A 25,681-nucleotide genomic window follows, 5' to 3' on the forward strand; every position below is an offset into this window, starting at 1 on the left:
CCCGCCAGGAAGCAAACCCGTAACCGTCGGCTTAGAAGTCTGCCTGACTCTAGATGCGAATCAAAGACTTGCTTTGACTTCATTTCTGGAGCAGACATCCCGTAGCCCTTGTGACGCAAGGAGCTGTTCAAAAGTTTTCTGGAGGGTAGGTGGTCACACGCCGCGGCGCATCTGCTCCAGTCCTGCCCTCACTCGCGCCTTGCTGCTGACGTCCCTCGCGCGGGGTCTCGCCTCCGCCGGCGGCTTGCGGGGCTCAAGCGCCGCCTTGATCCGCTCGACCTCCTTCGTTCCAGCCTCGGCCAGGCGCCGTGCCTGTTGCTGCTGCTCGCGGGTCGGAGGCAGGCCAGGCATTGGTGGGGGCAACTGGATCGGCGTGCTATCGGTCAGTCGGGCGACGGCCTCGCGCAGCGGCAGCTCGGGATACAGCCTGGCGGCGCACCAGCGCTCGGCGTAGCGTTTCGCCTGCCGGACGTTGGCGGCGCGCACTTCCTTCACCTGCCACATCTTCTGGCCTTCCATCCATAGCCGGACCCCAGGATCGCCATCTGGCGTGACGCTGGCCGTCTCGCGGCCGTTGTGCCAGAGCGCCCAGCGCTCACCGGTCTGGACCCAGCCAGAGGGTATTGGGGCAGTGCGAAAGCCGTGGGAGGAATGCATGGCCGGAAGGATACGACCGGCGGTCGCAGATCCTGCGAACACGGCAGCGACCTGGCTGAATCGTTCGGACTCGGTGCCGGCGCGGCGCTGCTCACGCGCCCCCGGGTTGAGCTGCCATAGGCCCCGGGTCCGGCAGGGCCAGCATGCTCGTCCCGCCCCGCCACTGCCATCGGGCAACCGCGCGACGCAGGATCGGGGGCTCCCTACGCTGCCAGCCGGTTTTCGTAGAGCGGTGCCGCTCGTCGTCAAACGCACAGCGCGGGCAACTCGGCGGATCCGAGTCGAGCGTCAGAACTTCCCTACACAGAGCCGAGCGCTCCCCCTATTGACGCCCATCCCAGCCGCTGCGACATTCAGGAAGATTAAGCATTAGTTCATAATTTGATATGGGTAGCGTGCCTGGATGAACATGAGAAAACTCTTATTCGCAAGTCTCGTCGTGCTTTTTGCCTTGGCATCCTTCATCGCGCTTTACATGCACAGCTCCGATCGCGCCCCCAAGGCTAACAATGTTCAGAGCGGTGGCAATTCTTCCGCAGCGAAGGAGAGCCATGAGCTGAGCTCCTACCCAGCTCTCATCTCCCAGAAAAAGCTTGACCCCAAGTTTGTCCAGCCACTGGGAGCGAGGGCGTTTGCCATCTCACGGAATGGGGAATTCCGCCCAAGAGGTGACGCGAAAGAGTTCATCCGCTCTCGGTTACGTGCTTCCGACTCCGGCGACAGCACCGCTTCGTACGAGATCTATCTAGCCGCCCTGGACTGCAGGAACGCAGGATCCCCCGGCGAGCTCCAGTCTGCAAGATTGCTCGCGAATCAATCAGACCAGCAAGTCGCGCTCAGATCATCTGAGCGACGACTGCAGGAGTGCTCCTCGCTACTGAACGACTCGGACCTGTCCCCTCCTGGGAAGTGGCTGCTGAAAGCAGCAAACCAGGGCTCCGTAGAGGCCATGCTGCTGTATGTCGTTGATACCGAATCCGCATTCGGCGGCTCGGCCTCAGCCATCCAGAACCCCGAAGCGGTGATTGAATGGAAGCAAAATTCTATGTCATTTCTCAACACTGCAGCGAGTCAGGGCAGCGTTGACGCCCTAGTCGCGCTTGGCCGTGCAAACACCAACGGAATAATTACCGAGAAGAATACAACCGAGGCCTACGCCTACTACCTTGCCGCAAAAAGGGCGATGCCATCGGCGTTCTCGGACAAATTGCTCGGCATGTACAAGAACGAACTGAGCCCCGCTCAGCAGCAGGCGGCCATCAGTCGTGCCGATGCAATTTATATGGCCTGCTGCCAATAACAAGGAGAGTTTCTAGATGTATCGCAGCTTCACTACTACAGCGTTATCGATCGCACTCGTTGTGATTTGCGGCTGGGTTCTCTACGCAAAAGCAACTGAAGGAGGACAGACATATGGTCCGCTGTCATGCACCGGCTGTCGTCTGGAAAGTCCAATGCCGGGCCCAGGAACACAGACGTTCCTTGACGCGTGGGCTTGGGACGTCCGGCACACAATCTTTGTTTGGACGCAGATCGTTGTCGTACCGGGCGATAAAATCGTTGTCTGCAACGGAACATCATGTGTCACCTACACAATGACCGACAGCAAGGGTTATCTGGGTGGACCGCCGACGCCACAGACGTCCTCCCCGGGCGGCGGTGCTGGCGGTGGCGTAGGTGGGGGTGGCGGGTCTGAAGACGGCGGCGGCTTCGGTGGAGATAGCTGCTCGGTAGTTCCGGGCACTCAGACCGGCTGCTCAACGGTGCAAGGTGTAAACCTCTGCCAGACGATCGATACGGGTTATGTTGATTGCGGATTCGGTCACTGATCCTCAGGCCGAATCCGAGACGCCCGGAGCTTCTTAGTTACCGGGCGTCCTTTCCTTTGCGACATCTAGCGATTCCGTGCCAATCACTCTTAGACCGTCCTCAACCAAATGGAAGAGGGAACAGCCCATGGCCGCAACCTGGCCGAAGGAGCCGCTTATCCGCGCTTTGGCCCGTGTCGGCGTCACCCGCGCGGTGAACACGTCGCGGAGCAACCGCGAGGATCTACTACAACCCGTGGCATAGCGCTCAACCGAAGCACGACGGAACCTGCGGCTGGACGCTGCCTGTACGAAGTTCAATGCCCGGTCACGTCAATCAGCACGAAGTGGCCGGATGCACTGAACTGCGTGGCGTTGTCGGACTGCGGAATCAGGGCAGTCGCCCCGGCATAGTAAAAGCGTCCCGACCCCGCTGCGCCCGTTCCATCCCCCTGCGGCCCGGTCAACCGGAACCCCACACCACGCTCGATCCGCTGGCACGAACGAGACAAGATCACCGCGTAGCGCCGACCGGCCGGGACTTGCATGTAGGCGCCCTCCGCCGCCCCGAACGGGGCAGTTGTCACGCCTACGATCCGAAGGGGCTTTGCCCAAGAAGCGAAAGCCAGCTCGCCGGTGTGCTCTCGGTAGACCTCGATGCCGGTCTTGCCCGGCGTTCCAGTCACAACCGAGTCGTATACCCACACCGTGCCGAACACAATCGATGAGCCCGTGTAGGCTGACACTCGCCAGTTGTTGCCGCCGAGATTGGTCAGAATCACGCTGAGCCCGAAGTTGTTGTTCGGACCGGTGACCGCGATCACCGGGCTCTTGGCCTGGAAGTCACGCGTGACGTACCGGGTTACCACGATCCCCGACACCTGGTAGGCAACGGCGCCAGCTTCGTTGATATCGAACTTGTGGCGCAGGTGGAAGTTGAGCAGGTCGCTGCGGACCTGCACTGTCCCGGTCGGGGTGTATGCCTCAAAACCTCCCACTGACATTTTAATGCACCCCGTAGAGCACAGTTGCCGGGACCAAGGCAAAGACGGGCTGCCCATTGGCATCCACATCCGTGCCCCAATAGATCCGGCCATCTGAGTACCAAATGGTTGGCGTGCGGCCAGGCTGCGCAGGCGGAGGCACCACGTAGAAGAGGAAATCCCCAGGTGGCAGCGGCCCTACCCACGTCGAATTGCCGTGCACGGAGTCGGTCTGAATCGTGCCGATGAAAAGCCCCAAGCGGGTCGTGTAGTCGATCTCCAGCGACCCGTCGAGATTGAAGGTCTGGATGCCTGCCGGCATGCGATGCTCCCTAATGATTGGCGGGAGGGCCTTGGCGCCTCTCCACGACCGCAGCCATCGCGGTGATATCGCGAACCTGCGACAGGTCGAGGCCTAGGTAGACCTTGCGCCCCTCATGCATGCGCGGGTCGAAGTCGGCCAGCGCCGGTTCCAGCGTTGGGCGCGTCATCCAGGCGGTCTCCGCATCGGTCCACACGCAGAAGTGCAGACGAAGAATGCCGTTCAGTGACCCGGGGATTGCTTTGGCTTGCGCCACCACGTCCGCCAGGTACTGCTCGGTGATAGTTACCCCCAGCAGGGGATTGGCCTTTGCCCAGCAGCTGGGGTCCTCAAGCGGGTCATCGCCGTCGTCCAGGCTGCACACGTAGCTGAAGGTGCGGTCATCGATAACGCCACCGACGAAGTTCGGATCGTTCACCGCCTCGGTATGGCCGGCGGCGACCTTGACGGCATGCTCGTGCTCCTCCCAACACACCGAGGTCCGGTCGCTGCCGGAGTTGGTGATCATGAAGAGCAGCGGCTCGCGGCGGAACTTGAAGCCGCGCTCCAGCATTTCGATGATTCGCCGGTCGGGAAGCTCGTGCACCTCATCGACCAGCACGAAGAACGGTCGAGGACCGGAGCCGGTACGGCCCGTATCGCGCGACACCGGCCGGAAGAAGCTCGCGCTGGCGTGGTGCGCCATGCTGAACTCCCGACCCTCACCGCCAGCGAACTCGATGCGCTTGGCCAGGAGCGGCGACTTCTTAACCATCTTCACCGCGTCGGCGAACAGGATGCCAGTCCTTCTTCGCCGCCGCCGAGTAGATCTGTGCGCCAGCCTCGCCTGCTGCCGTCATCCCCAGCAGGCCCAGCCCACCGGCCAGCGGGCTCTTTCCGTTGCCCTTTCCCTGCTCGATGTACGCGCGGCGGAACCTGCGAAGCCCGTCGGCGCCCTTCCAGCCGAAGAGCGAGCCGATGATGAACGCCTGCGAGGGGTGCAGCTCGAACTTCCGCCCCTCGAACTGCCCCTCGGAGAGCATCAGGACGTTCTCGAAGTAGCGGAACGCGTACTCGGCAGCCTCGTGGTCAAAGTAAAGGCCCCGTTCGGGGCCTTCGATCAAGTCCTGCAGGTGGCGCCGGCAGGCGTTTCGGACATGGGGGCCGGCTACGATCCGGCCAGCCACCACATCCAGCGCATACGCCTTAGTGCGGTCGGCCGGAGCTGGGGCCACCGAAGAATTCTTCGCCCTGGTCGTCTTCGTCACCGCCATGCGAGACCTTCGATTCATCCACAGGTGTGGCGCCCAGCTTTGAAAGGATCGAGCTGAGCGCCTGGGTTGCTGACACGCCGAATTCGGCTTTCGGGTCATCCATCCGAGCCATCCAGAGGCAGGCAAGGCGGAGCAGTACTCGGTGGCTCGCGTTGAGCCAGGGCATTTCCGTCGCGAATTCCTTCCATGCCCGCTTCTCCGCCGCAGTCATGGCCTTGTACGGCTCGCCCAAGCTTCGTGTGCCCGCCGGCTTCTTCCGGCCAGCGTGCCGGCCGGGATTCTTGATGGCGGCGCCGCTTGTCGCAGCCTTTGCGACGGGCAATCGGGGCCTTGGCATGAATTCCTCGGGAAAATGCGGGATTTCTTGACTGGGAGTGCCCGTTCGAGGGTCGTCCCGTGAATTGTGGATACGCGTGTTTGGGGGGCGCTCGGTCTAGGCCGCGATCGACACAGACTTTTCACTCCCCCTACCCTCTGGCGTGGAACGTCCAGCCGTGGAACGTGTCAGCCGCCGATGGGCCACCCATCCTCATCGCACCCTCGGACCTGCACCGCACCCCGCTCCAGACGCGCCTGGTCGACGTTGTGGCAGTCGGCGCACTGGCTGTCGAAGGGTCCTGCCCAGAACATCTCTTCCGTCTCTCCAGCAGGGTGGCCGTTGGTGTGGTTGCACACGGTGGCGACCGTGACGTGGCCTCTGGTCTTGCACCTGCTGCACAGCGGCTCACGGTCCAACTGCGCCTTGCGCGTGCGTTGCCAGCGCGCGGTGCCATACAAGTGTGCAAAGGCGCTGCCGCCTGTCTGCCGGGTCCTGCCGCGGCGCGGGGTCGGCCCTACCGCCATCAGTAGGGCTTCCCGTCCAAGTCGACTCGCTCCGGCTCGGCACCTTCGTCATGCACCTGCGTACCGGCCTCCTCGCCCAGCAGCTGCGCCACGGCCTGCACCAGCAGTCCGACGTGCATCGCGAGTTCGGCGATATGCCGTCCCTGCTCCACGATGGCGGCGTGCTGCTGTTCGGCCAGAGCAAGCAAGCGATCAATTCGTCCGTCCATTGCATTACCTCTTAAGATCTGCGCGCCTTATCGGCCAGGGATATCCCTACGGTCGATTCAGACTTTCCCTATTGCCGGCAACGTTCTTGACTGACAGTTTCTTCATGCTCAGCGTCGCTGAGCAGCCATTTGCCATTACCAATAGGAGTGATCATGAAGATCCACAGTGTCCTGTTTGGTTGTATCGCTGCCGCTACCGGGCTTGGCGCGACGATCGGCGTAGTTCCTCAGGCGCAAGCAGCGTCATACAGCACGAGCTGCTATCCGATGGGAGGCGGCTGGTACTCCTGCACGCAGAAGTTCTGCCATGAGGATCAATGCGTGGTCACCGATAGCTGGAGCGAGTTCAGGAAGGAAGCAATCGTCTTCGACTGACTGTCTGGCGCAGGGGCTTCGGCCCCTGCTCTTTACTGCGCTGCGACTAGAACTCCTCCACTGCCCAGCCGCCGCCATCCCGCTTGGGCTTGGCCTTCACCGCGATGAAGCGGAACGGGTACATGGCCGCGGCGATCTTGATCTTGGCCCGTGCATCGTCCTGCCAGTGCCCCTTCACTTCGTGGCAGGCCATGACACCGTCGGCCTCCAGCACTGCAAAGTCCGGCGTGTAGAACGTGTTGTCGGCCAGGCGCAGCTTCAGCCCCTCGAACCGGTGCCACTGCACCTCGCCTGCCGCTTGCAGCGCGCGCAGCCGCTCGGCATACGCTGCCTCGGTCCTGTTCATCTCGCCGGTCTTCAGCCGGCCAAGGGCCAGAACCCGACGGTTCATCGCTCCACCTGGTCAACGCCCAACTCCCCGATTTCTCTCAGCTGTTTGTTGCACTGCTGCAGGCTCAGGACGTTAGCGTTGTAGGCCGACACTACCTGCTCGACAGTCCGATCCTGCGCCCTGGTGATTGGGCAGGGCTGAGTCAGCGCGACCGGCGGCCCGATCGGCTTTTCCACGGTCACGTACACCACATTGGGCAGCTCCGGCTTCGAGGCATTGCTGCAGCCACCAAACCCGCACAGCGGGAGCACCGCGACCAACATCAAAGCAGCGGTATGTCGGCGCACAGGGCCATCTCCAGTTGGGACTGGCATGCAGGCTTGCTCTTGGCAGCCTGCAGCGCGCGGCTGGCTTGGTCAGCCCGGCGCTGGCTCTCGGCCGCTGCCGCCTCGGCCCGGCGCGCAGCCTCGTTGGCTGACAGCTTCTGGCGGGCTGCCTCATCGATTGCCGCCTGGGTCTGCCGGTTCACGTCCTTGAGCAGCAGGCCACAGGCGTTGGCCGCGCGCAGGTTCTCGGCAGAATCAGCTTCTGCGGCAGCGCGCGCCTTGTCGGCCTTGGCAATCACACCCTGATCCTTGGCAGCCTGGCGGTCGCTGCCGTGCTGGCAGCCCGTAACGAACAGGCCACCGACCAGCGCCAGGGCCGCCAACAGTTTGAGCAAGTCGGCGTATGGGCGTAGTGGGTCCAGCATTCGGCACCTACATGAATGAGCTGCCCTCCTTGAGGTACGCTGTGCGTGCTATCGACACAGCCCGCAAGGAGGGCACATGGCTAATCAGGCATTGGAGAATCAGATCACCGCGCTTCAGCTGGTCGTATCGGCCCTTGTAGTCGGAAGGTTTGGGAATCCCGACTTTGCCGATGTCTTGGCAGCACACTTGACTTCTAAGGAGTTGGCTGCGCTGACCACCGAGGAGCGTGATGGAATCAGGTCATCGGTTGAGAAGTTAATTGGTCGCGAGCTGACCTACTAACTCGATCGCCCAAGATCGCTGCGACTGCTGTTGCTGAGTTCTCTTGCAACATCTGTTGCTCTGCAGCGCTTGGCCTCAAAAGCCAAGCGCGCAGCCAGACACGGGGGTTCCATTTGGTTCTCATCTCTAACCTCCTAATTTGACGGTTTCACTGTCCGGATCGAACGGCGGCGGCTCCAACCCGGCCGCACGCATCAACCCTTCGAGCCTGTAGATATGGCGGATCAAGCGAAGCTCTCTGGCTTCCATCCGACCAACCCGTTCGCCCAGCCGGGTCACTTCCTCGCGCATCAGCTGGATCACGTTGACCTCGGCCCCTTCTCTGGCTGTCTCTACGAACTGCTTTCGTCACCACAGCGCTACACCGCCGGCGCCTACCATCAGGCCGCCAACTGCCGTGCCAATGGCCTACCAGTCCACGTCGACCCCGATCATGGCGCCACCGTCCCGCCGGCCTTGCGGTACACCGCCAGCAGGTCGGCCAGCTTGTGTTCGTGCTGGCCGTAGCCCGCGCCGGGCAGGCTCGCCCAGGTCTTGCGGACGGCCTTGATGGCTTCCTCCATCTTCCCCGCCTGGATCAGCGGCAGCGCGCGGCGCTCCCTGATCTGCTGCAGCGCAATCAGGTCCTGGCTCAAAGGCGAGAAGTCCTTCAGGCCGAGCGTCTTCTTGTAGGCATCGTAGTAGCGGCGCAGCAGCTGGTAGCGGCCGGCTGCGGTCGACTGGATCTTGAGCTTCGGCAGGTCCACCAGCACGCGCGGATGGTCGGCGTAGCTCTTGAACAACTGTCCGCCAACGATCACGTCGTAGCCACGGTCTTTGGTTGGCTGCTTGCCGTTGTCCGTACCTTCGGACCAGGCAAGCATGTCGAGAAAGGCCACGACGTTCACGCCGCCAGCCTGTTGGGGAGTGATCTGCGCCATCGATGCCTCTGCTTGAGCGATCGCCCCCTTTTTAGGAGGCAAGGGGTTTACCTGACCTTTGGGGCAAGCCAAAGGAAAAGCCTCGGCTTCTACACCGAGGCTCGATAAATAATCTGATTTGTATGTACTCACGCCTACTGAGGAGCGTCGTTACCGCAACTAGTTGACGGCCCCCACAACCTGGGCTGAGTACACGCCGTCTCGGAAAGAGATACGAATTTCAGCTTCGTGGATCTCTCCCAGTCGACTTCGAACCTTGAGGACAACGCTCGTGTTTGAGGTTTGCCGTAGAGGGATAGCTGCAATGTTCACCCGCAGCGTTTGGAGGGCTTTGAGATTGCCTTGAGTTACTACCTGCCTCGCAAGGCCTGTGCCTTCGTACTCAAGCAGTTCAAGGTCATCACCTACGTTCTTGATATCTATGCAAAGATCATAGAGATCCCTACCCCGATAGCTAGGGGGCTGTTTGATGTTTGAGATGCGAAGTTTTGGAGCGGCGCTGTCACGCAACGCTTGATCGCGCATCTTTTCTTCTTGGAATCGCTCGATCTCCAGCTGAAGTTGCCGCTGCGATGCTTCAGCCATTTCGCCTTGGTGGAGCACTGAGTTCTTGAGCTCTTCGACTTGAAGCTTCAGCGCTTCGGTGTTCTGCCTCAGCTCCAGACCTTGCTGGAAGTAGCCGCAAACCAACCAGAACAACGCCAAAGGGCCAAAGGCACCCGCGACGAAGTCCCCTAAGGAATTAGGCTCCATGGCCAAGAAACACGGCCACTTAGCCCAGACATAGGCCGCGATGAGCACCAACCAGATTGCCGTAGCAACCGACCCCACTGAAGTAATGGTCTTACTGTTCACCGAGATCCGTCCAGTCCATTAGGCAGATGACGAAACGGCCCCACCCAATTGGGGGGGGCCGCTTGAAGTGAAGAATCCCCCACTATGCCGAGAACTTTACCAGTTCGTTGGCAACGGTCAAGAGTTTAGCAAGCAAGCCGCAGGAAGCAGGGGGCTGAGCCCAAGCACTTCGACGGGGAAGCGCTGCTCGACTTCGTGAATGGCATAGTTTAAGTCCGGACCTTTTCCCCGGATCTTGGGTCAACCGTCCCCCATAAGGAGGACAGTTGGTTTCGGTCAGTGGGCCGGCACCAGGTACTTGCCGTTCTTGACGCCATCGAGGATCGCGTCCTTCACCTTGCGGAACTCGTCCTCGGCCGTGCGGTACAGGTTGTCCGGCAGGCTGGCCTCAACGAGCCGCCCTTGCAGTTGGGTGCGGCCCATCTCGAAGTTCATCTTCAGGATATCCACCATCGCCGCCGGCTCGTTCCCGCGTGGGCTGCCGATGAATGCCAGGAGCGCTTTCTCCTGGGCAACGTCTCGGCCAATGGAGCGTGCAAGTTTCGTCTGATCGTCCGTGTTCAAGCGCGGTTCTCCGCTGTTGGATGAGGCCCAATCGTACTGCTTCTCTTCCAATTTGAGGGCGCCGCTGTGGCGCCAAAATAATGGCGCATTGATTTCGCGATCAGCGCTGCTAGGATGCGCCAGGCCCTGGATTGGCCCGGGCTACCAAAGGAGATGGTGATGGATATTTACTCTGAACTTTCGAGCGCAGTGAAAGAGGCGCCAGTACGCCCGAAGGGAATCAGACTCAGCTTGCAAGCCTTCAAGCAGTTGGAGGCAGAGGGCCACATCACGCGTGCAAGTGGCGGCCCGCTGGGACTTGATTGGTTCCCAAACATGCCTTGGTTCGATAAGGACATCTATGCATGGTGTGATGTTGAGTTCGACGGGGTTTTCCAGTTGCCCCGCGCGCCCTAATTCTTCCATCAAAAAGCGATGACATAAGAGGGCTGGGTGCCGCGCCTTGGCACGGCACCCAGTGCTGGAGCCAGCTATGCCCGGCCCGCCCTCAAGCCGGTGATCAACGTTGAGGACTCAGGCGCCACGCCCGGCCCGGTGACTTCGCCGAGCCATTTGCCATCGCCCCCTGAGGGTCGCCAGGGCGCTCGGCCCCAACTTCTCCCATGCCGCCGAGCCGCCCACAACCGCCTCAAAGGCCCGGTCGAGCTCGTCCCGGAAGGGTCCGCCTTCAGAACCATAGTCGAACCGGTAGCCCTCGCCGACGATGTAGCGTGCCGCCCACTTGCCACGGAGTCGGCGCACGAGCAGCTTTGCCCTCGACTCGCTACCGACCCACGCCCACTGTGCGGCAACCACGTTCGGCCGCCGGCGGATGCTGCCCTCGGGATCTCGGGTAACGCTGATTCGGACTATCCCGTCGGCCCCGCAGGCGGCGCACAGGTACACCGCATCGCGAGCGGCGTGAGCCAGTGTCAGGTTCCTCATGTGCGCCGCGCCTCCATGAACGCCATCCCCTTGTCGAGCTCCTTCCGGTACTGCCACTTGGTGAACGTGCCGCCCAGCCTCATGGCCACTACCTCTGCCCTCTTGGCCTGACTGCCCCGGCCGGTGAACTCCTCAAGCACCACCAGAGCGCGGACCATGTTCTGCCGGTAGAGGTTGGACAGCGCACGATCAATCCACCGGTACTCCTCCGGCGAACCGACCATCACTGCGGCGGTGGGTGACCGCGAGACCATAGAGCGGGTTTCAGAACACGGGATCGGGTCGACGGCCCACTTGGCGACTGGCAGCCCCGCGCCATGCCGGCTCACACGGCCGGCAGCTGCCCCCATAAGCATCCGCCGATCATGGCCATCACGCAGCGGCAGCGCCCGCCCCCTCTTCGCCCCCGGCGCATACTGCTGCGCGCGGGCCAGCGGGTGCTCTGCCTTGCTCGGCACGTCCTCGGGATCCAAAGGCGCACAGAACCGGTGTTCCTGGTAATGGCCCCAGTGTTTCAGCTGCTCCTTCAGCGACAAGGTCATTTCCCGCCTCCAGTGCACGTAGCTGCCTGTCCTTCCAGCAGTTCCAGCTTCGAAGCCTGCTGGCGGGCGAGCGACGCCGACAGACGGTAGGCCTCGGCAGTGGTTGAACGCTGGCCGCGGTCACGCCACAGCAGGCGGTCGAGCCTTTGAGCCTGCTGGTCGAGGGTGTCGGCGAAATGCCTTAGCGCTTGGGACCCCGTTGGGATGAAGGTCATCGACCGATCCCCCCGTAGGACCTACGGCCAGGGCCATAGCTGGTCCGGCGCGGCTGTTGATCGTCGTTCGCGGCCTCCGGTTTGCGCGGCATCGGCCCGTCCCAATTGTCGATCCGCATCTGATCGAAGCGGTTCTGCAAGCTGATCCGCTCGCCGGCACGGATGTTTCGACCCTTCGCAAAGTGCATCTCCACGACGCCCTGCAGATGGGTCTTCTGCTCTGGAGTGTCGTAGTAGTCCTCCCGGTGCAGCAACACCACAACATCGGCCTTCTGCTCCAGCTCGCCCGATTCGCGCAGGTCTGACAGGGTCGGTCGCTTCTCATTCCGCCCCGTGACGCTGCGATTCAGCTGAGCCAGGGCAACAAGTGGGATCTTCCACTCTTTAGCGAGGTCCTTGCCCTTCTGGAGGATCCGGCCGTACTCGAAGCGTGCCATGCGAGGATCCACATCGAAGTCGTGGATGTGGTCGAGCACCAGAAGCTGCAACGGCGTGCGCTGATGCATACGCCGGGCGCGTGCCTCGAACTGGCGCACGTTGATCGAAGCTGTGTCATCGATGTAAAGCGGCGCTGCCTTGAGATCACGAATAGTCGGCGTCATGCGGTCCAGGTAGAGCTCGCTGTCCTGGCACACGGCGGTCGGCTTGATCACCCAGTCATGAGGAATGTGGCCCACGCTTGCGACGTTTCGGTTATGGCAATCGTCGATGCTCATTTCCAGGCTGAACATGCCAACGGTAACGCCGCGCAGGGCGTTGAAGACGGCAAGGTTCAGGGCCGCGATGCTCTTGCCCATGCTGGGCCGACCGGCAACCAGATACGCCGTCGACGGTTGCAGCCCATGGGTCACCCTGTTGAACTCCGCCCAGGGCGACTCAAGCCCGGTCAAAGCAGTGCCAGAGTGGTAGCGATCCTGCCACCGCTTCCACCATCCAATCATCGTCTCACCGGCAAGCCGAAGTCCGCCGCGCTGGGCCGGCTGCAGCCCTGCAATGTCCTGCGTCAGCTCCGCCAGGAGCTCAGGAAACTCGCGGCCATCCTGCTGCCGGGCAGATTCCACTGCCTTGCGGCCAACGTCAGCCAACCGACGACGGCCGGCGTATTGCACAACGATCTCAGCGTACGCGGCCACGTTGGCAGCCGACGGCGTCGTGCTGGCCAGCTCCGTGATGTACGTGCCATCGCCGACCAGATCCAGCTTACCCCGCGATTCAAACCACTCGCCAATGGTCACGGCGTCGAACGGGCTCTGCTTCTCCGCCAGCGTCCGGATCGATTCGAAGATCAGCTGGTGATCGTGGCGGTAGAAGTCATCGGCGGAAAGTGTGTCCGACACGAGCGGCCAGGCTTCCGGAGCCAGCATCAAGCCACCCAGGACAGCCTGCTCTGCCTCAACGCTATGCGGCGGGAGATTGGGATCAAAGCGCATCAGCCCTGCTCCCCTTCCCGCCGACCTCAAGGAGTGGGTGTCAGCCGAGGCGCAGCAAAACGCTAGCAGCCAGAACAGCGAAATCATCCGGGCGCTCCGGGAGCGTCAGGAACGGCTGGCTGCGGCCCGACGACAGGAATCCACCCCGTGACAAGCCTCGTAACACTCAGTGGCGGCAGCGCCGTTACCAGCACTCTGATCATCGCCCAGAACACCGGCAACGACCATGCCAGCGTTATCAAGCTGGTGAGGACCCACCTTACCGATCTTCAAGAATTTGGAGGGGTCGGATTTGAAATCCAGACCTTCGCCACGGCAGGTGGCAATCAGCAGAGAGAGTTTGCCGAATTGAACGAGCAACAAGCGACTTTGCTCCTGACGTACATGCGTAACAGCCAGATCGTGCGCACTTTCAAGAAGTCCCTGATGAGGGCCTTCTTTGATATGGCCCAAAGGATCAAGATGCGAGCCTTCGATCCGATGGCCGTCTTGAACGATCCCACTGCGATGCGTGGCCTGCTTCTGACCTACACCGAGAAAGTGATCAGCCTGGAACAGACGGTCGCCGAGCAGGCACCGCAGGTGGCCACGCTGAATCGGATAGCCGCAGCCGATGGCTCACTGTGCGTGCGAGACGCAGCCAAGGTTCTGCAGGTCCGCCCGGTAGATCTGCGGCACTGGCTGGTGGCTCATGGCTGGGTCTACCAACGTCCGAGCCACAGCGGTTGGCTGGCCTATCAGGAGAGGATCCAGCAGGGTGTCATGTGCCACAAAGTCACGACTGTCCAGCGCGAAGACGGAACCGACAAGGTCGTTGAGCAAGTCAGGATCACGCCAAAGGGCATCGCTCGCATTGGCGCCGAACTGGCAAAGGCAGCGGCATGAATCCTAACTCCCCCTGTCAGAGCGGCGGTTACGGCACGCCGCCGAGTCGATCGTCCTCTAGGCTTCTTCGTGTGGCCTGGATGACTATCGGAAGTGCAGCAGCAGTATTGGTTCCACTACGAATGATTGAGATCGCAGTCGCCCACAATCCGAATGTCGTTCTTTGCGTCGTTGCAGCGAGTGACGCACATCCCCCGACTTTTGCATTTTCACACGCAGACATGAACAAAGGAAACCTGAAACATGAGTAGGGAAAGGCCTACCCCACACGATAGACCAATCGTCATGACGGTGAAGGCAGGAACGACCGTCTACATTGGCGACGGTATCCAAGTACAACTCCGCGGAGCCCACAAGAACAAGGCGGAACTACACGTCTACGCACCGTCGGCCCTTTCTGTGGATCGGGCGGTCACTTTCCAGCCTGACTGGAACCTCAAAAACAGTGACGGCCCGAGCGCGGGAACGCTCGAGCCGTCTGCCAAGCCGCACCCGTAATCGACCAGATCAAGGAAGCTAACATGGCGAAGAACAGTGTACCCCCGGCAGAGCCGCCCGCAGCCCCCCGCCTCGCGATCAGCGAGCACTACCTGAGCTCAATGTGGAGGGACAACCCTCTTTCCGACTGTCTGACCAATCGCCTGGTCCGGGTCGACCAGAACACGAAGGCAGCGATCGCCATCTTGGACGTCATCCGACGCGACTTCACGTCTAAGCAGGATCTGCGGGATACCTGCGAGGAAGACGAACGCGTGCTGTATGCCCCCCTCACTGAGCATGCCGTGGATTGCCTCATGCTGGGCATGGAAAGCCTCCTCTCCGAGTCGGAGGACTTGCTTACCTACCTGCGTGACAACGAGCGGGACGTCTGCCGCCAGCCGCTGAAGGAGGTCTGCCGTGTCTGACGCTCCTATCACGAAAGAAGAGCCGTTCAGCCTGATCCCTGTGCAGGACAACATCCCCCTGTTCAAGGTCTGCGCCGGGATCGACACGATCCACAGCGACCTGAAGGCCAACATCTACTTCGACTACGTGCAGCGGCAGTTGAGCAACTTGGACAGCGACAGAATCACCGACGACGACATGTTCGTCTTCGCTGACCTTCTCGAAATGTGCCGGGCGCTGCGTTACGCCGGAGGCGCCCAATGAATAGCTCGGCCAATCTGGAAAGGACCAAGGAAATCGCAATCCCTGGATCACCGCTGGTGGTGGTATCCGGGCAGGATCTGGACGTCGCACTGAGCAAGGCCAGGCTTCTAACGGATCACGTGCAAGCCCTGCTGTGGCAAGGCATGCGAGATGCCGATGGTAAGGACGTTTCTTTCGGGTACGACGAGGTCGTGACGATGGATTTCCTTCTCGATATCGCGACCGGCCTATATCGGGCCGCAGGAGCCGAAGCATGAGCATGTTCGATGACTTGATCGATTTGGCCCATCTCGAGGCCGAGCCTGACTACCAGATCTCCGCGAAGGCGGTCAGGGACATCCGACGCGCAATCACATTTGGGATCTTCGCAGCTGCCGAAGGAGCCAAGATCAACCAAGCCCGTGCATCGGCACAGATGATGGGGCAGGAATGGCCAGAGGTCGCTCATCCCGTGGCCCCTGGAGACTCGTTTGAACAGACCATCCAAGAGATGGCCGGGGCACTGCTGTGGCTGGAGTACGCGTCCCACTTGCGCAAGTCGGTCTCGGGCACGACCTTCCTGAACTCGGCTAAGGAAGCACCTTGATCGAACCGACTGCTCCCGACCCGACCATCACGGTCCTGGCCGCGATGATCGAGGGCGAACGCTGGCTCAGCGCGGACTCCTGTGCCGTCCTCTTGGGCCTGACCACGCCGGATGGAAGACCCAACCGGCGCGGATTCCTCGAAAGGCTAGCGTGCCGACCCAGCTTCCCTTCCCCGCTTCAGATCGGAAACGAGAAGAAGTGGAAGCGGTCAGAGGTCCTGCGTTGGGCCGATGACGAGAGGAGGAGCGGCGGCTAGACCGCCGTTCCTGGCACATTGCCCCCTGAAACTGCAGTACTGCCCAGATTTTCCCCAGAATCCCCCGAACCCATTGCAGCACAAGGGGTTCTGATTCCGGCTCCGGGCACCATACGCACGCCGCGCAACCCACACTCAGATCGCCCGCGAGTAACGCGGTTGCTCGTGAGTGGCACGCAGGTACGGATCGAAGCACATCGCCAGCAACCGCAGCAGCGGTCGCCCCGGTTCGCTGGAACGCACCACACCATCGCGGTATTCGGCCAGCCCGTCTTCCTGCAGCCGCTGTACCGAATGCAGGTCCTCGGCAAAGTACTGTTCGAAATCCACGCCGTGGCGCTGACCCAGCTGCACGCCATCGACCTCGCCCTGGCACATCAACTGCTGGATCAGTTCCGCACGCAGCTGGTCGTCAGCGCTCAGCGCCACGCCGCGCCACACCGGCAGCTGCCCCTGGTCCACGGCATCCTCCCATGACGGCAGGTCGCGCGGATTCTGGCTGTAGGTGGCACCGATGTGGCTGATCGCACTCACGCCCAGGCCGAGCAGATCGGTATCGGCGTGGGTGGTATAGCCCATGAAATTGCGATGCAGCTGCCCGGCGCGTTGTGCGCGCGACAGATCTTCTTCCGGCAATGCGAAGTGATCCATGCCGATGTACTGGTAGCCGGCCGCAGAGAGCGTCTCCACCGCCAGACCCAGCAGCGCCAGTTTGTCCTCCGGCGAAGGCAAGCGGCTTTCGTCGATCTGCTTCTGCGCACGGAACAGATGCGGCAGATGCGCGTATCCGTACACCGCCAGGCGGTCCGGACGCAGCGCCAGCACCCTATCGAGGGTGCGGCCGAACCCCTCCAGGCTCTGCCCCGGCAAGCCGTAGATCAGGTCGACGTTGACCGAACGCATGCCGCTGTCGCGGCAGGCGCTCAGGATGTCCAGTGTCTGCTGCACGCCCTGGATGCGGTTGATCGATTCCTGCACCTGCGGGTCGAAATCCTGCACGCCCAGGCTGGCCCGGTTGAATCCCAGGCGCGCCAGCATGGCGACGTCGCGGGTGTCGATGAAGCGTGGATCGAGTTCGATCGAGAAATCGCGCTGCGGTGAATCGCTGAAATCGAAGCGCCGGCGCAGCCCTTCCACCAGCGTGGTCATCGCCTCGGCCTCGAGGAAATTCGGCGTGCCACCGCCCAGATGCAGCTGGATGACCTCACGGCCGTCCTCGAACTGCGGCGCCAGCAGGTCGGCCTCGGCCAGCACGCGCGACACATAGCTGTGACCACGTCCGCGGTCGCGGGTGATCACCCGGTTGCAGCCACAGTAGAAGCAGGGGCTGGAACAGAACGGCACATGCACGTACAGCGACAGCGCGCGGGCCAGCTGGTTGCTGTCGGCGATCGCTTGGCGCAGCGCCGGCGCGTCGAAGCCATCATGGAAATGCGGCGCGGTCGGATACGAGGTGTAGCGCGGGCCCGGCCGGTCGTGCCGGCGCAGAAGGTCGGGGTCGAAGGTCCAGGCCAGGCCACCGGCGGCGGGAGAGAACGTGTCCATGCCGCCAGCATCGCGCCAGGCGGCCTATGCCGCCTTGACCCAGATCAATGCTTGCCGGCGATCCCCAGTACCGGCAGGCCGACCTGCGGCCAGCGCAGCATCTGGTAGCGCTTCCAGAAGGTGTCACCGATCCGCGCTGCCACGTCGTTGGCCAGTTCCTGCATCGGCGGGTTACCGCACTCGGCAGTGGTGGCCCGGAACAGCACCAGCCAGCGGTCGAACAGGTCCTTGTCCAGCTCGATGGCCATGTGCTTGGACATCGGCGAGCCCTTGAAGCGGCGGGTGCCGCGCAGCATCGCCGACCAGAAGTCGACCAGCTGCGCCAGGTGCCCGGGCCAGTCGTGGACGTGCGCCTCGAACACCGGTCCCAGCCGTTCTTCCTCACGCACGCGGGCATAGAAATCGTGGACCAGGCGGGTCACTTCCTGCTCGGTGCACAACCCGGGCGAGGCGACGGGGAGGACAGGCGGCTGTGTTGCGTTCATCGGGGCATCCAAAGCTTGCAGGCAGGCTGCCGCACCCAGGCGGCAGCGCCGTTGATCCAGATCAATGTCGGCGCAATCCGCTGCGCCTAGGCTGGCACGCTTGCAGGAAGCATGCCCTGCGGATACGGCGCCGATCCTGGCGAAGTATACGCGCCGCCCACTTTTCGATCGGGGACAGCATGAACAGACCTTTTCCCAACCGCCGCCAGCGGCTGATCCAGCACTGGGGCGCGATCCTCTGGCCCAGCTTCATCGCCGCCGGCGTTGCCAGCGTGGTGTTCTTCGCCTTCGTCGATCCATTGCGCCTGCAGGCCATCAGTTTCCCGGGCACGGCCATCAGCCGCGAACTGGGCTATACGGCAGGATTCTTCATGTTCTGGTCGGTCACTGCACTGTCCAGCGCGGTCACCTGGTACCTGCAGCGGCCCCTGCCGGGCGATGACGACGAGGAGCTGCCGCTGGGATGAGCACGTCCTGCACCCGGGTACCCCGTCCCTGGCATTGGCGCGGCACGCTCAGCGCTGCCCTGCTGGTGGTGTTCTACGCACTGCCGTGGCTGCGCTGGGAAGGACGCCAGGCGCTGCTGCTGGACATCAGCGCGCGGCGATTCGACCTGTTTGGCTGGACCTTGTGGCCCGGCGACGTCGGCGCGCTGATCGGCCTGCTGGCGGTACTGGTAGTAAGCCTCGCGCTGCTGACCCACCTCGCCGGGCGCATCTGGTGCGGCCACGCCTGCCCGCAGACGCTGTGGCGCCGTGCCTTCGACTGGATCGCCCGCAGCGCGGCGCGGGTACTGCCCGCACCTGCGGCGGGCCCAGCCACCCAGCTGGCCTGGGGCCTGCTGTCAGTGTGGACCGGCATCACCTTCGTCGGCCTGTTCAGCCCGATCAGCGGATTGCTGGCCGCCGCGCCAAACGCTGGCTGGAGCGGCTGGGAAACGTTCTGGGTGCTGTTCTACGCCGCCGCCACCTGGGGAAACGCCGGTTTCCTGCGTGAGCAGGTGTGCCGTTCGCTGTGCCCGTTCGCACGCATGCAGCCGCTGCTGACCGATCCGCATACGCCGCGCATGCTGTACGACGCCCGCCGCGGTGAGCCGCGCGGGCCACGCCCGTCCGGTCTCGGCGGGGTGCTGGGCCGTGGCCGCGGCCTGCTCGACCCGACCACTGCGCAGGACTACGTATTCCGCGCTGCGCATCCGCTGCTGGCAGGACCGATGCCGACCTTCAGCGCCGACCGCCTGGGTGACTGCACCGATTGCGCAGCCTGCGTCCGTGCCTGCCCGATGCAACTGGACATCCGCCAGGGACCGCAGGCCGATTGCCTGGCCTGTGGCGCCTGCCTGGAGGCCTGCGCACAACAACAGCTCCGGGCCGGTTTCGGTCCTGGGCTGGTGCGCTACTGCAGTCCGCAGGCGATGGCCGGACAACCGAAGCGCCTGTGGCGACCCCGGACGTTGGCCCTGCTGTCCTTGTTGCTCGCGCTGCTTGCCTGCGGCGCCTGGCGCCTGCTGTGAATCAACGCGACGCGTTGGCGTGCGGCGGCACAAGCTGGGCGCGCCGGACGATGCCCAACTGTTCGATGATCAGCGCCATCTCGTTGGTGACTTCGGTACGCTCGGTCCCCTGTGGGACCAGGCGATCCAGCACCTGCTGGTAGGTATCCCAGAACGCCGGACCGCATCCGTGTTTGTGATAACTGGCTTCCAGTTCGCGGCGTACCCGTTCAGCCAAGCCATTCATGCCGTATTCCATACGACCTCCGTTGGACTTGTTCTGCATCGTTGACGGTCTACCGACTCACTTGCGTGCTACTGAAAGACTCCCAGGCTTCACGACTGGTTGACTCCAATTAGTCACAGATTTCACGACAGGTCAATTACATGCAGCGACTTTCGTGATTGAAATTATTAATCGTTCACGAAACTACATACGGGGCCCTGGGGGTGCCGGATGGGGCGAAGCCGACAGGCGTCAGGAAGCACAGCACGACGTCCGCAGTAGGCGGCACTGATTATCAGCTTGGGATCGATTGAACTTGCCTATTTTGCTAAGTGCACTTAGCGCATCGGGCTAAGCAGGCTGGATGCGACAAAGGCGGCGCAAATCAGATGGATTCGTCTGCCCGCGCTTCAGTTGTCGGAAAAAGGTTCGGGTAGCGCTGATGGAGGATGTACTGCCGCAATGGAGGAATGGGAAAGTCCCTCGGCCATTGCGACACTGCGGAACGGCTGATGCCAAAGAAGCGCGCCAGTTCCGCGTCGGTGCGGAATCCCAGCCGGGTTCGTACCTGCCGCTTGCTCCAGAATTCGGTCACGGTCGGTCCTTCTGTTAACCAGACTGATTCTTGCGGCAAGGCTTCTTCGCAATCCACGCGTTAAGCTGGCTTGCATAGATGAATACTCTTGGCCAACGACTCGCGGCAGCCATGAAGAAAGCCGGGCACCCACGCCCGGCCGATCTGGCACGCGCCGCCAAATCAACGACAGCAACCATCAGCAACTGGCTCAACGACCACGTGAGCGCCTCGCACGTAAAGGCCGAACAGCTGTTCCGCATCGCCGATGCGGCCAAGCTGGACGCACGCGAACTGCTGTACGGGGTCAGCGGGCGTGGCGTCGGAGAGCCTGGCAATGCCTACATCCCCAGCCAGGCCCACCTGGATGTCTGGCAGGACGCCTACGAACTGGTCAGCCATCTGGTGGCCGAGAACGGTCTGGAGATCGACCACCGGCGCCACGCGGCCTTGGATCTGCTCGCGTTTGAACTACTGATGGACGGCTTCAGCCGCAGCAAGGTTGCCCGGGTTCTGACGACCTCGATGACGTAAATGCACCGCCGCTGGTAGCATGGGCCTCGATGGGGATGGGGCTCCCCCGATAACCGCCTGAGAAGGCTGATGGCTCCTGCCATGACGAACCCGGTGTTCGTCGACGGCGGGTCGTGCCTGCCCTCGGCGTTCGCCATTGACCCTGCGAACCCGTATTCGAGGCACCCCATGCACGCACTGAACGGCTATTTCCTGGTCTTCATCGGAGGCGGCATCGGTGCCTGCCTGCGCCACGCCTGCAATCTGCTCGGCGCGCGGGTAGTGGCCGGCAGTCCCTGGCCCTGGTCGACCTTCCTGATCAACATCAGCGGCGCGCTCCTGATGGGCGTCGTGGTCGAGGTCTTCGCGATGCGCAATGGCGCCTCGCCACAGCTGCGATTGTTGCTGGCCACCGGCATCCTCGGCGGCTACACCACGTTTTCCACCTATGCACTGGAGATCGGCCTGCTGCTGCAGCGCGGCCAACATGGGCTGGCGGCCCTGTATGCCGGCGGCTCGGTGGCACTGGGCCTGGCCGGCCTGTTCGGCGGCATGAAGCTGGCCCGGCTGCTGCTGGGCTGAGCGCTCAGGCCGCGCTGGCCCGGGTCTGCCCGCGCCATTCCCGCGGCGACAGCCCGGTATGCGCCTTGAACGCGCGCGACAGCGCGGCTTCGCTGCCATAACCCACGTCGTCGGCAATCCGTTTCAGCGGGCGCCCCTGACGCAGTGCCTGCTGCGCCAGGCCCACCCGCCAACCCTGCAGGTACTGCCCGGGCGTGGTACCCATCGCCTCGCGGAAACTGGCAGCAAACACGCTGCGTGACATGCCGGCAACCTCGGCCAGGTCTTCCAGGGTCCAGGACTGTGCGGGCGCCTCATGCATTGCTACCAGTGCCAGCCGCAGCCGTGGATGACCCAGCCCGGCAAACAGGCCACCACGCATCCCGCCCCCTTCCATCAGTTGACGCAGCACCTGGATCATCACTACCTCGAACAACCGGTTGACCATCACCGCACGTCCGCAGCGCTGCTCGAAGGCCTCCTCGAACAGCAGTTCCAGCGCTGCGTTGCCGCCATGGAGATCCGCCAGCGGCATGCAGATGAAATCGGGCAACGCGGCGCTGATCGGGTTGAGCCGACCGCCCTCGAAATGCAGGTTGGCGCAGGCCATGTCGGCGCCGTGCTGCGGATCAGTGCTGAAGCGATGCGGCATCGGTCGCGGGTACAGCAGCAGGCTGGGGACCTCGACCTGCACGGTCTGCCGGCCGTGGCTGACCTGCAACGGGCCGCGCCGCACCAGGTGCAGCTGCCCGGCCTCATTCTCCCCCTCCAGCATGTTGATACCGCACAGCGCACCGGCATGGAACACCGAGGCAGTGACCGCAAAGCGTTCAAGCAGAATGGCGAGACGGTCGACCATGACGGGACCCTGGGTAAAGTAGAAAGAGATCAAGGCGACACATCGTATCGGAATCCTCCCGTAGCGGACGTGATCGACTCGGGGAGCGCCCCCCGCCCTTCCTGCGGCAGTGCAGCGCGCGCAGGCTGCTGGCGGGGTCTAAGCTGACGCCATTCCCGGATGGAATGCCCGTGATGTGTCACTTGCTACGATGTGCCCTCACCCTCGCCCTGCTATTCCCCGCGACACAGGTGATGGCCGCACCCGCTGCATCACCGCGCACGTTCAGTGGCCAGTTGCAGAGGGCCCCGTGGCGCCTGGACGTGCCGGCTGACTGGAACGGTGACCTGGTGATGCTGGCGCACGGCTACGAGCCGGTAGGCATGCCACGTGCTACGCCAATGCCTGCCAATGACGGCACCGCGCCACTGCTGGCTGCAGGCTACGCCGTCGCGCAGAGCGCCTATGCCAGCCAGGGCTGGGCGGTGGCCGATGCGATCACCGACATGGAACGCCTGCGCCGGCATGCAGTGGCTGAACTCAAGCATGTGCGCCATATCTGGATGCTGGGATTTTCGATGGGCGGCGCCGTGACCCTCGCCAGCCTCGAGCGGTTCCCGCAACACTACGCCGGTGGTGTGTCGCTATGCGGCGCCAATCTCAGTGGCGAACAGATCGCGAGTGATCTGCTGACCACGCTGGTCGCTTTCGATTACTTCTTTGCCAAGGCCGAAGGCCTGCCGGGTGCGGGACTGCTCTCACCCGAAGCGGCTGCGCTGCCACAGGGCGAACTGTACCAAGGCATCTCCAATGCGCTGCAACGCAGCCCCTCGCATGCCGCGTTGCTGGCACAGCGGCTGCAGGTGTCCGCTGATGCACTGGCCGGCACGATCAGCCTGCATGCACTGGTCCTGCACGAACTGGCCACGCGCAGCGGCGGCATGCCGGTGGGCAACAGAGGCGTGGCTTACAGCGGCTTCGGTGACGACATGGCGTTCAATGCCGGCGTGCAACGTGTCGATGCCGTGCCTGCCGCGCAGGCCGCTGTCCGCAGGGAGCTGGCATTGAGCGGTGCGTTGAGGCGACCGCTGGTGATCCAGTTCAACAACAACGACCCGACGATCGTGCCGCGCATGCAGACAGTGTATCCGCAGACGGCCGCACGGGCCGGCGCCCGTCCGCTGCCACAGGTGCTGCCGCCCGTTGGCGAAGGCCATTGTGGCTTCTCCGGAGCGCAGATCATCGAGGCGTTGAAGGCCGCGCAGCGTTGAACAATCGCGGCCCGCGCGCAGCTCAGCCGCCCAGCGTGCCCATCGTGAAGGTGTAGCCCGAGCTCATCAGGAATTCGCGCATGCGCATTTCCGCGCGCCGTGGTGAGGCCAGGTTGGCCGGCGCGTACAGGGCATACACCAGGCCCGACCCTTCAATATGCTCGCGGCGCACCCCGCAGCGGGCGGTTTCCGAGGCGATGACCCATCCGTCCTTCAGCCGATCAGGGCCAATGGATTGCCCGTTCTTCAAGCGGAAGGTCAACCAGCGCACATCTGCCGTGACTTTGCTCATTTCCGTTTCGCTCCGTGGCTGGAACGACGCGTGATGTCTGTGCTCGCCATTGCGGCTCCCTGAGACGTGGAACTCGACCATAGCGCCTTTCCATGTCGTGGCCGGCTGAGACTGGCGATCGGGACGTGGCGGACTGCTGCAGGTGAAGCAGCGCGGCGTCGGAAATGGCGGCAGCAGGGAGCATCCTGCCGGCGCAGTTCACAGGCAGGGAACCCGACTCACGCAGCGCGGTCGCTGCCCTGGTTCAAGGCGTGCAGCGCATCGGCCAGCGCCTGGATTTCGGCACGCAGGGCCAGCCGCTGCAACCACCGCCCGGGGATTCCGCGCGCGCCATGGAATGCGCCCGCCAGCTGCCCGGCGATGGCGGCCGTGGTGTCGGCATCCTCACCAAGGTTGGCCGCCTCGAGTACGACGGCTTCAAAGGTGTCGTGGCGATCAAAGCACCAGAGTGCTGCTTCCAGACTGTCAACAACATAACCATTGCCACGGATCTGCTCACGCGCGGCACCGCGGTAGCCGCCCGCCGCGATCTGCTGCAGCCGCGCGCTCTCGACGGGGACATTGCTGAGATCCAGCACCCCGTCACGGGTGCCACCTGCCAACGCCCGCTCCAGCGCGACCGCCAGCAAGCGGCACGCCTCCAGGCACTCCTGCGCAGCGTGCGTCGTCCGCGAACTCAGCTCGGCCATTGCCTGCAGGTCGGGGGTCCCGGCGTAGCGCAATGCCACCGGCGCCAAACGCATGATCGAGCCATTGCCAGCGCTGCGCGGGTCGTCACTCCCCGCCAGCGGATGGCCATCCTGCAGGAACCGGTCGATCGCAGCTCGCGTTGCCATACCGATATCGAAGCACTCGCCGGTCGCACTCCAGTAACCGTGCCGGTACCAGTTGGCGTAGCGGTTCATCTGATCACGCGGGTCGAAGGTGTCGCAGCGCGCCAGGCTCTCGGCCAGGCACATCGCCATGGAGGTATCGTCGGTCCATTGCCCCGGCTGCAGGTGGAACGGCCCACCCCCCACCATGTCGGTAATCGGGGTGAAGCTGCCACGGGGCTTGAATTCCAGCGTGGTACCGACGGCATCGCCGCACGCGAGGCCGAGCAAAGCCCCGCGGAAGTGATCAATCTGGTTCATCAGACCAGTGTAGCGCCACCGCATCTGACATGACTGACTGCCGGGCGGTGATCGCGCGAGCGGGGAATTGATCGCAGCCAAACAAAAAAGCCCTGACCGGAGTCAGGGCTTTTCAATTGGAGGCCTCAAGCGGAATCGAACCGCTGTAAACGGATTTGCAATCCGGTGCATAGCCACTCTGCCATGAGGCCAACGTACTTCACGCCAGGAACGTAGCCCTGACAAGACAAAACCCCAAGATGGGGCCTGTCGGAACATGGAGCGGGAAACGAGACTCGAACTCGCGACCTCAACCTTGGCAAGGTTGCGCTCTACCAACTGAGCTATTCCCGCGTAAGCCGACATGCTACCGGAAATCCGGAAAACACACCAGCGATTTCACCTTTCTGACTGCGCGTAAAGCCTTGTGGCCCAACGTGCCCCGCCTTGCCGTGGCGGGAGAAAAACAAGGCCCCTACCGGGGCCCTGTAGAATCTGGAGCGGGAAACGAGACTCGAACTCGCGACCTCAACCTTGGCAAGGTTGCGCTCTACCAACTGAGCTATTCCCGCAGATTCCGTTCGACCTGCGTCGAAGGAGCGCCATTGTGTCCAAATTCCTTCACGCCGT

General features: G+C 62.9%; 37 protein-coding genes, 3 tRNA genes, 1 pseudogene and 1 riboswitch. Of the genes and pseudogenes, 14 read left to right on the plus strand and 27 right to left on the minus strand.

Annotation, left to right across the window (positions count from 1 at the left end):
- Positions 1–153: 153 nt before the first annotated feature.
- A complete protein-coding gene (locus AC5P7R_RS15230) occupies positions 154–657 on the minus strand; it encodes a hypothetical protein (protein ID WP_478436362.1) in 504 nt (167 codons plus the stop codon).
- Positions 658–1,066: 409 nt separating this feature from the next.
- Here AC5P7R_RS15230 and AC5P7R_RS15235 point away from each other — a divergent pair, with 409 nt between their 5' ends.
- Positions 1,067–1,957 (plus strand): SEL1-like repeat protein, encoded by an 891-nt coding sequence (locus AC5P7R_RS15235; RefSeq protein WP_495214016.1) that lies wholly within the window; start codon positions 1,067–1,069, stop codon positions 1,955–1,957.
- An 825-nt stretch (positions 1,958–2,782) separates the two neighbouring features.
- On the opposite strand, the gene AC5P7R_RS15240 is transcribed toward AC5P7R_RS15235, so the two are convergent.
- From AC5P7R_RS15240 to AC5P7R_RS15265, 6 genes and pseudogenes are all read right to left on the minus strand, one after another.
- Positions 2,783–3,427, minus strand: a complete 645-nt coding sequence (locus tag AC5P7R_RS15240) for a hypothetical protein (protein ID WP_478436359.1) — start codon at positions 3,425–3,427, stop codon at positions 2,783–2,785.
- A 43-nt stretch (positions 3,428–3,470) separates the two neighbouring features.
- Positions 3,471–3,770 carry a hypothetical protein gene (locus AC5P7R_RS15245; protein WP_227853615.1) on the minus strand — a complete coding sequence of 100 codons (300 nt, stop codon included), beginning with the start codon at positions 3,768–3,770 and terminating at the stop codon, positions 3,471–3,473.
- Positions 3,771–3,780: 10 nt separating this feature from the next.
- Positions 3,781–4,278 carry a terminase TerL endonuclease subunit gene (locus AC5P7R_RS15250; RefSeq protein ID WP_478436555.1) on the minus strand — a complete coding sequence of 166 codons (498 nt, stop codon included), beginning with the start codon at positions 4,276–4,278 and terminating at the stop codon, positions 3,781–3,783.
- Positions 4,279–4,281: 3 nt separating this feature from the next.
- A pseudogene (locus AC5P7R_RS15255) lies at positions 4,282–5,041 on the minus strand (terminase large subunit domain-containing protein); the annotation flags it as partial.
- Positions 4,956–5,255, minus strand: coding sequence for a hypothetical protein (locus AC5P7R_RS15260; RefSeq protein ID WP_495214018.1), 300 nt, complete (start codon positions 5,253–5,255; stop codon positions 4,956–4,958). The pseudogene AC5P7R_RS15255 and the gene AC5P7R_RS15260, both read right to left, overlap by 86 nt.
- A 610-nt stretch (positions 5,256–5,865) precedes the next feature.
- Complete coding sequence (locus AC5P7R_RS15265) at positions 5,866–6,075, minus strand: hypothetical protein (protein ID WP_478436357.1); 210 nt, start codon at positions 6,073–6,075, stop codon at positions 5,866–5,868.
- A gap of 153 nt (positions 6,076–6,228) precedes the next feature.
- Between AC5P7R_RS15265 and AC5P7R_RS15270 the strand changes: the two genes are divergently transcribed.
- Positions 6,229–6,450 carry a hypothetical protein gene (locus AC5P7R_RS15270; protein ID WP_478436356.1) on the plus strand — a complete coding sequence of 74 codons (222 nt, stop codon included), beginning with the start codon at positions 6,229–6,231 and terminating at the stop codon, positions 6,448–6,450.
- A gap of 46 nt (positions 6,451–6,496) precedes the next feature.
- Here the strand turns inward: AC5P7R_RS15270 and AC5P7R_RS15275 are convergent, their stop codons facing one another.
- The 3 genes from AC5P7R_RS15275 to AC5P7R_RS15285 are packed head-to-tail and all read right to left on the minus strand — an operon-like array spanning position 6,497 to position 7,502.
- A complete protein-coding gene (locus AC5P7R_RS15275) occupies positions 6,497–6,841 on the minus strand; it encodes a DUF1064 domain-containing protein (protein WP_478436355.1) in 345 nt (114 codons plus the stop codon).
- The gene (gene lysC, locus AC5P7R_RS15280) at positions 6,838–7,128 is read right to left on the minus strand and encodes an Rz1-like lysis system protein LysC (RefSeq protein WP_478436353.1); all 291 of its coding nucleotides are present in this window, start codon (positions 7,126–7,128) and stop codon (positions 6,838–6,840) included. Before lysC ends, AC5P7R_RS15275 begins: the two co-directional genes overlap by 4 nt.
- Positions 7,104–7,502 carry a hypothetical protein gene (locus AC5P7R_RS15285; protein WP_478436352.1) on the minus strand — a complete coding sequence of 133 codons (399 nt, stop codon included), beginning with the start codon at positions 7,500–7,502 and terminating at the stop codon, positions 7,104–7,106. The genes lysC and AC5P7R_RS15285 overlap by 25 nt, the downstream gene beginning before the upstream one ends.
- Positions 7,503–7,608: 106 nt before the next feature.
- Here AC5P7R_RS15285 and AC5P7R_RS15290 point away from each other — a divergent pair, with 106 nt between their 5' ends.
- Positions 7,609–7,815 carry a hypothetical protein gene (locus AC5P7R_RS15290; protein ID WP_478436350.1) on the plus strand — a complete coding sequence of 69 codons (207 nt, stop codon included), beginning with the start codon at positions 7,609–7,611 and terminating at the stop codon, positions 7,813–7,815.
- Positions 7,816–7,941: 126 nt separating this feature from the next.
- Here the strand turns inward: AC5P7R_RS15290 and AC5P7R_RS15295 are convergent, their stop codons facing one another.
- The 4 genes from AC5P7R_RS15295 to AC5P7R_RS15310 form a co-directional block, all read right to left on the minus strand.
- Positions 7,942–8,118, minus strand: coding sequence for a hypothetical protein (locus AC5P7R_RS15295; RefSeq protein WP_478436348.1), 177 nt, complete (start codon positions 8,116–8,118; stop codon positions 7,942–7,944).
- Positions 8,119–8,246: 128 nt separating this feature from the next.
- Complete coding sequence (locus AC5P7R_RS15300) at positions 8,247–8,735, minus strand: glycoside hydrolase family 24 protein (RefSeq protein ID WP_478436347.1); 489 nt, start codon at positions 8,733–8,735, stop codon at positions 8,247–8,249.
- Positions 8,736–8,894: 159 nt separating this feature from the next.
- Positions 8,895–9,590, minus strand: coding sequence for a hypothetical protein (locus tag AC5P7R_RS15305; RefSeq protein WP_478436345.1), 696 nt, complete (start codon positions 9,588–9,590; stop codon positions 8,895–8,897).
- A 276-nt stretch (positions 9,591–9,866) separates the two neighbouring features.
- Positions 9,867–10,043, minus strand: a complete 177-nt coding sequence (locus AC5P7R_RS15310; RefSeq protein ID WP_495214019.1) for a hypothetical protein — start codon at positions 10,041–10,043, stop codon at positions 9,867–9,869.
- A gap of 270 nt (positions 10,044–10,313) precedes the next feature.
- Between AC5P7R_RS15310 and AC5P7R_RS15315 the strand changes: the two genes are divergently transcribed.
- Positions 10,314–10,550, plus strand: a complete 237-nt coding sequence (locus tag AC5P7R_RS15315; RefSeq protein WP_478436342.1) for a hypothetical protein — start codon at positions 10,314–10,316, stop codon at positions 10,548–10,550.
- A 524-nt stretch (positions 10,551–11,074) separates the two neighbouring features.
- Here AC5P7R_RS15315 and AC5P7R_RS15320 read toward each other — a convergent pair.
- Genes AC5P7R_RS15320 through AC5P7R_RS15330 form a run of 3 tightly spaced genes read right to left on the minus strand, consistent with a single transcriptional unit; the run spans position 11,075 to position 13,352 of the window.
- Positions 11,075–11,620, minus strand: a complete 546-nt coding sequence (locus AC5P7R_RS15320) for a hypothetical protein (protein ID WP_495214020.1) — start codon at positions 11,618–11,620, stop codon at positions 11,075–11,077.
- Positions 11,617–11,835: a hypothetical protein gene (locus tag AC5P7R_RS15325; protein WP_478436339.1), complete on the minus strand. Its 219-nt coding sequence runs from the start codon at positions 11,833–11,835 to the stop codon at positions 11,617–11,619. The genes AC5P7R_RS15320 and AC5P7R_RS15325 overlap by 4 nt, the downstream gene beginning before the upstream one ends.
- Positions 11,832–13,352, minus strand: coding sequence for a replicative DNA helicase (locus AC5P7R_RS15330; protein WP_478436337.1), 1,521 nt, complete (start codon positions 13,350–13,352; stop codon positions 11,832–11,834). Before AC5P7R_RS15330 ends, AC5P7R_RS15325 begins: the two co-directional genes overlap by 4 nt.
- Before the next feature lie 60 nt (positions 13,353–13,412).
- On the opposite strand from AC5P7R_RS15330, the gene AC5P7R_RS15335 reads away from it, so the two are divergent.
- From AC5P7R_RS15335 to AC5P7R_RS15355, 5 genes are all read left to right on the plus strand, one after another.
- A complete protein-coding gene (locus tag AC5P7R_RS15335; RefSeq protein WP_478436336.1) occupies positions 13,413–14,150 on the plus strand; it encodes a phage antirepressor KilAC domain-containing protein in 738 nt (245 codons plus the stop codon).
- A 521-nt stretch (positions 14,151–14,671) separates the two neighbouring features.
- Positions 14,672–15,055: a hypothetical protein gene (locus tag AC5P7R_RS15340; protein ID WP_478436334.1), complete on the plus strand. Its 384-nt coding sequence runs from the start codon at positions 14,672–14,674 to the stop codon at positions 15,053–15,055.
- Positions 15,048–15,299 carry a hypothetical protein gene (locus AC5P7R_RS15345; RefSeq protein ID WP_478436333.1) on the plus strand — a complete coding sequence of 84 codons (252 nt, stop codon included), beginning with the start codon at positions 15,048–15,050 and terminating at the stop codon, positions 15,297–15,299. The genes AC5P7R_RS15340 and AC5P7R_RS15345 overlap by 8 nt, the downstream gene beginning before the upstream one ends.
- The gene (locus tag AC5P7R_RS15350; RefSeq protein WP_478436331.1) at positions 15,296–15,556 is read left to right on the plus strand and encodes a hypothetical protein; all 261 of its coding nucleotides are present in this window, start codon (positions 15,296–15,298) and stop codon (positions 15,554–15,556) included. The genes AC5P7R_RS15345 and AC5P7R_RS15350 overlap by 4 nt, the downstream gene beginning before the upstream one ends.
- Positions 15,553–15,885, plus strand: coding sequence for a hypothetical protein (locus AC5P7R_RS15355; RefSeq protein ID WP_478436329.1), 333 nt, complete (start codon positions 15,553–15,555; stop codon positions 15,883–15,885). The genes AC5P7R_RS15350 and AC5P7R_RS15355 overlap by 4 nt, the downstream gene beginning before the upstream one ends.
- Positions 15,886–16,277: 392 nt before the next feature.
- Here AC5P7R_RS15355 and hemN read toward each other — a convergent pair whose 3' ends face one another.
- Both hemN and AC5P7R_RS15365 read right to left on the minus strand, forming a co-directional pair.
- Entirely contained in the window at positions 16,278–17,687 is a 1,410-nt protein-coding gene (hemN, locus tag AC5P7R_RS15360; protein ID WP_058980175.1) for an oxygen-independent coproporphyrinogen III oxidase, read from the minus strand.
- 44 nt (positions 17,688–17,731) lie between these two features.
- Positions 17,732–18,172 (minus strand): group III truncated hemoglobin, encoded by a 441-nt coding sequence (locus AC5P7R_RS15365; RefSeq protein WP_227852140.1) that lies wholly within the window; start codon positions 18,170–18,172, stop codon positions 17,732–17,734.
- 179 nt (positions 18,173–18,351) lie between these two features.
- Here AC5P7R_RS15365 and AC5P7R_RS15370 point away from each other — a divergent pair, with 179 nt between their 5' ends.
- Complete coding sequence (locus tag AC5P7R_RS15370; RefSeq protein WP_019658969.1) at positions 18,352–18,639, plus strand: hypothetical protein; 288 nt, start codon at positions 18,352–18,354, stop codon at positions 18,637–18,639.
- Positions 18,636–19,685, plus strand: coding sequence for a 4Fe-4S dicluster domain-containing protein (locus AC5P7R_RS15375; RefSeq protein WP_021204394.1), 1,050 nt, complete (start codon positions 18,636–18,638; stop codon positions 19,683–19,685). Before AC5P7R_RS15370 ends, AC5P7R_RS15375 begins: the two co-directional genes overlap by 4 nt.
- A gap of 1 nt (position 19,686) precedes the next feature.
- On the opposite strand, the gene AC5P7R_RS15380 is transcribed toward AC5P7R_RS15375, so the two are convergent.
- Both AC5P7R_RS15380 and AC5P7R_RS15385 read right to left on the minus strand, forming a co-directional pair.
- On the minus strand, positions 19,687–19,923 hold the full coding sequence (locus AC5P7R_RS15380) for a hypothetical protein (protein WP_019658971.1): 237 nt from the start codon (positions 19,921–19,923) through the stop codon (positions 19,687–19,689).
- Positions 19,924–20,275: 352 nt separating this feature from the next.
- Positions 20,276–20,485 carry a helix-turn-helix domain-containing protein gene (locus AC5P7R_RS15385; RefSeq protein ID WP_019658972.1) on the minus strand — a complete coding sequence of 70 codons (210 nt, stop codon included), beginning with the start codon at positions 20,483–20,485 and terminating at the stop codon, positions 20,276–20,278.
- Positions 20,486–20,596: 111 nt separating this feature from the next.
- Between AC5P7R_RS15385 and AC5P7R_RS15390 the strand changes: the two genes are divergently transcribed.
- Both AC5P7R_RS15390 and crcB read left to right on the plus strand, forming a co-directional pair.
- Entirely contained in the window at positions 20,597–20,998 is a 402-nt protein-coding gene (locus tag AC5P7R_RS15390; protein WP_478436328.1) for a transcriptional regulator, read from the plus strand.
- Between the two features lie 22 nt (positions 20,999–21,020).
- A riboswitch (Fluoride riboswitch) is annotated at positions 21,021–21,084 on the plus strand.
- Between the two features lie 82 nt (positions 21,085–21,166).
- Entirely contained in the window at positions 21,167–21,559 is a 393-nt protein-coding gene (gene crcB / locus AC5P7R_RS15395) for a fluoride efflux transporter CrcB (protein WP_021204393.1), read from the plus strand.
- A gap of 4 nt (positions 21,560–21,563) precedes the next feature.
- Here the strand turns inward: crcB and AC5P7R_RS15400 are convergent, their stop codons facing one another.
- Positions 21,564–22,397, minus strand: a complete 834-nt coding sequence (locus tag AC5P7R_RS15400; RefSeq protein WP_019658975.1) for an AraC family transcriptional regulator — start codon at positions 22,395–22,397, stop codon at positions 21,564–21,566.
- Positions 22,398–22,570: 173 nt separating this feature from the next.
- Here AC5P7R_RS15400 and AC5P7R_RS15405 point away from each other — a divergent pair, with 173 nt between their 5' ends.
- Positions 22,571–23,647: an alpha/beta hydrolase family protein gene (locus AC5P7R_RS15405; protein WP_021204392.1), complete on the plus strand. Its 1,077-nt coding sequence runs from the start codon at positions 22,571–22,573 to the stop codon at positions 23,645–23,647.
- A gap of 22 nt (positions 23,648–23,669) precedes the next feature.
- Here the strand turns inward: AC5P7R_RS15405 and AC5P7R_RS15410 are convergent, their stop codons facing one another.
- The 5 genes from AC5P7R_RS15410 to AC5P7R_RS15430 all read right to left on the minus strand — a co-directional run bounded on the left by AC5P7R_RS15410 (position 23,670) and on the right by AC5P7R_RS15430 (position 25,623).
- Entirely contained in the window at positions 23,670–23,939 is a 270-nt protein-coding gene (locus tag AC5P7R_RS15410) for a hypothetical protein (RefSeq protein WP_005415995.1), read from the minus strand.
- A 218-nt stretch (positions 23,940–24,157) separates the two neighbouring features.
- Positions 24,158–25,072 carry an ADP-ribosylglycohydrolase family protein gene (locus tag AC5P7R_RS15415; protein ID WP_031270797.1) on the minus strand — a complete coding sequence of 305 codons (915 nt, stop codon included), beginning with the start codon at positions 25,070–25,072 and terminating at the stop codon, positions 24,158–24,160.
- Positions 25,073–25,189: 117 nt separating this feature from the next.
- A tRNA-Cys gene (locus tag AC5P7R_RS15420) sits at positions 25,190–25,263 on the minus strand.
- Positions 25,264–25,329: 66 nt separating this feature from the next.
- Positions 25,330–25,405, minus strand: a tRNA-Gly gene (locus tag AC5P7R_RS15425).
- Positions 25,406–25,547: 142 nt separating this feature from the next.
- Positions 25,548–25,623 (minus strand) — tRNA-Gly (locus AC5P7R_RS15430).
- Between the last annotated feature and the right edge of the window lie 58 nt (positions 25,624–25,681).

Source organism: Stenotrophomonas sp. YJH_SMC_27 (genome assembly GCF_059369815.1).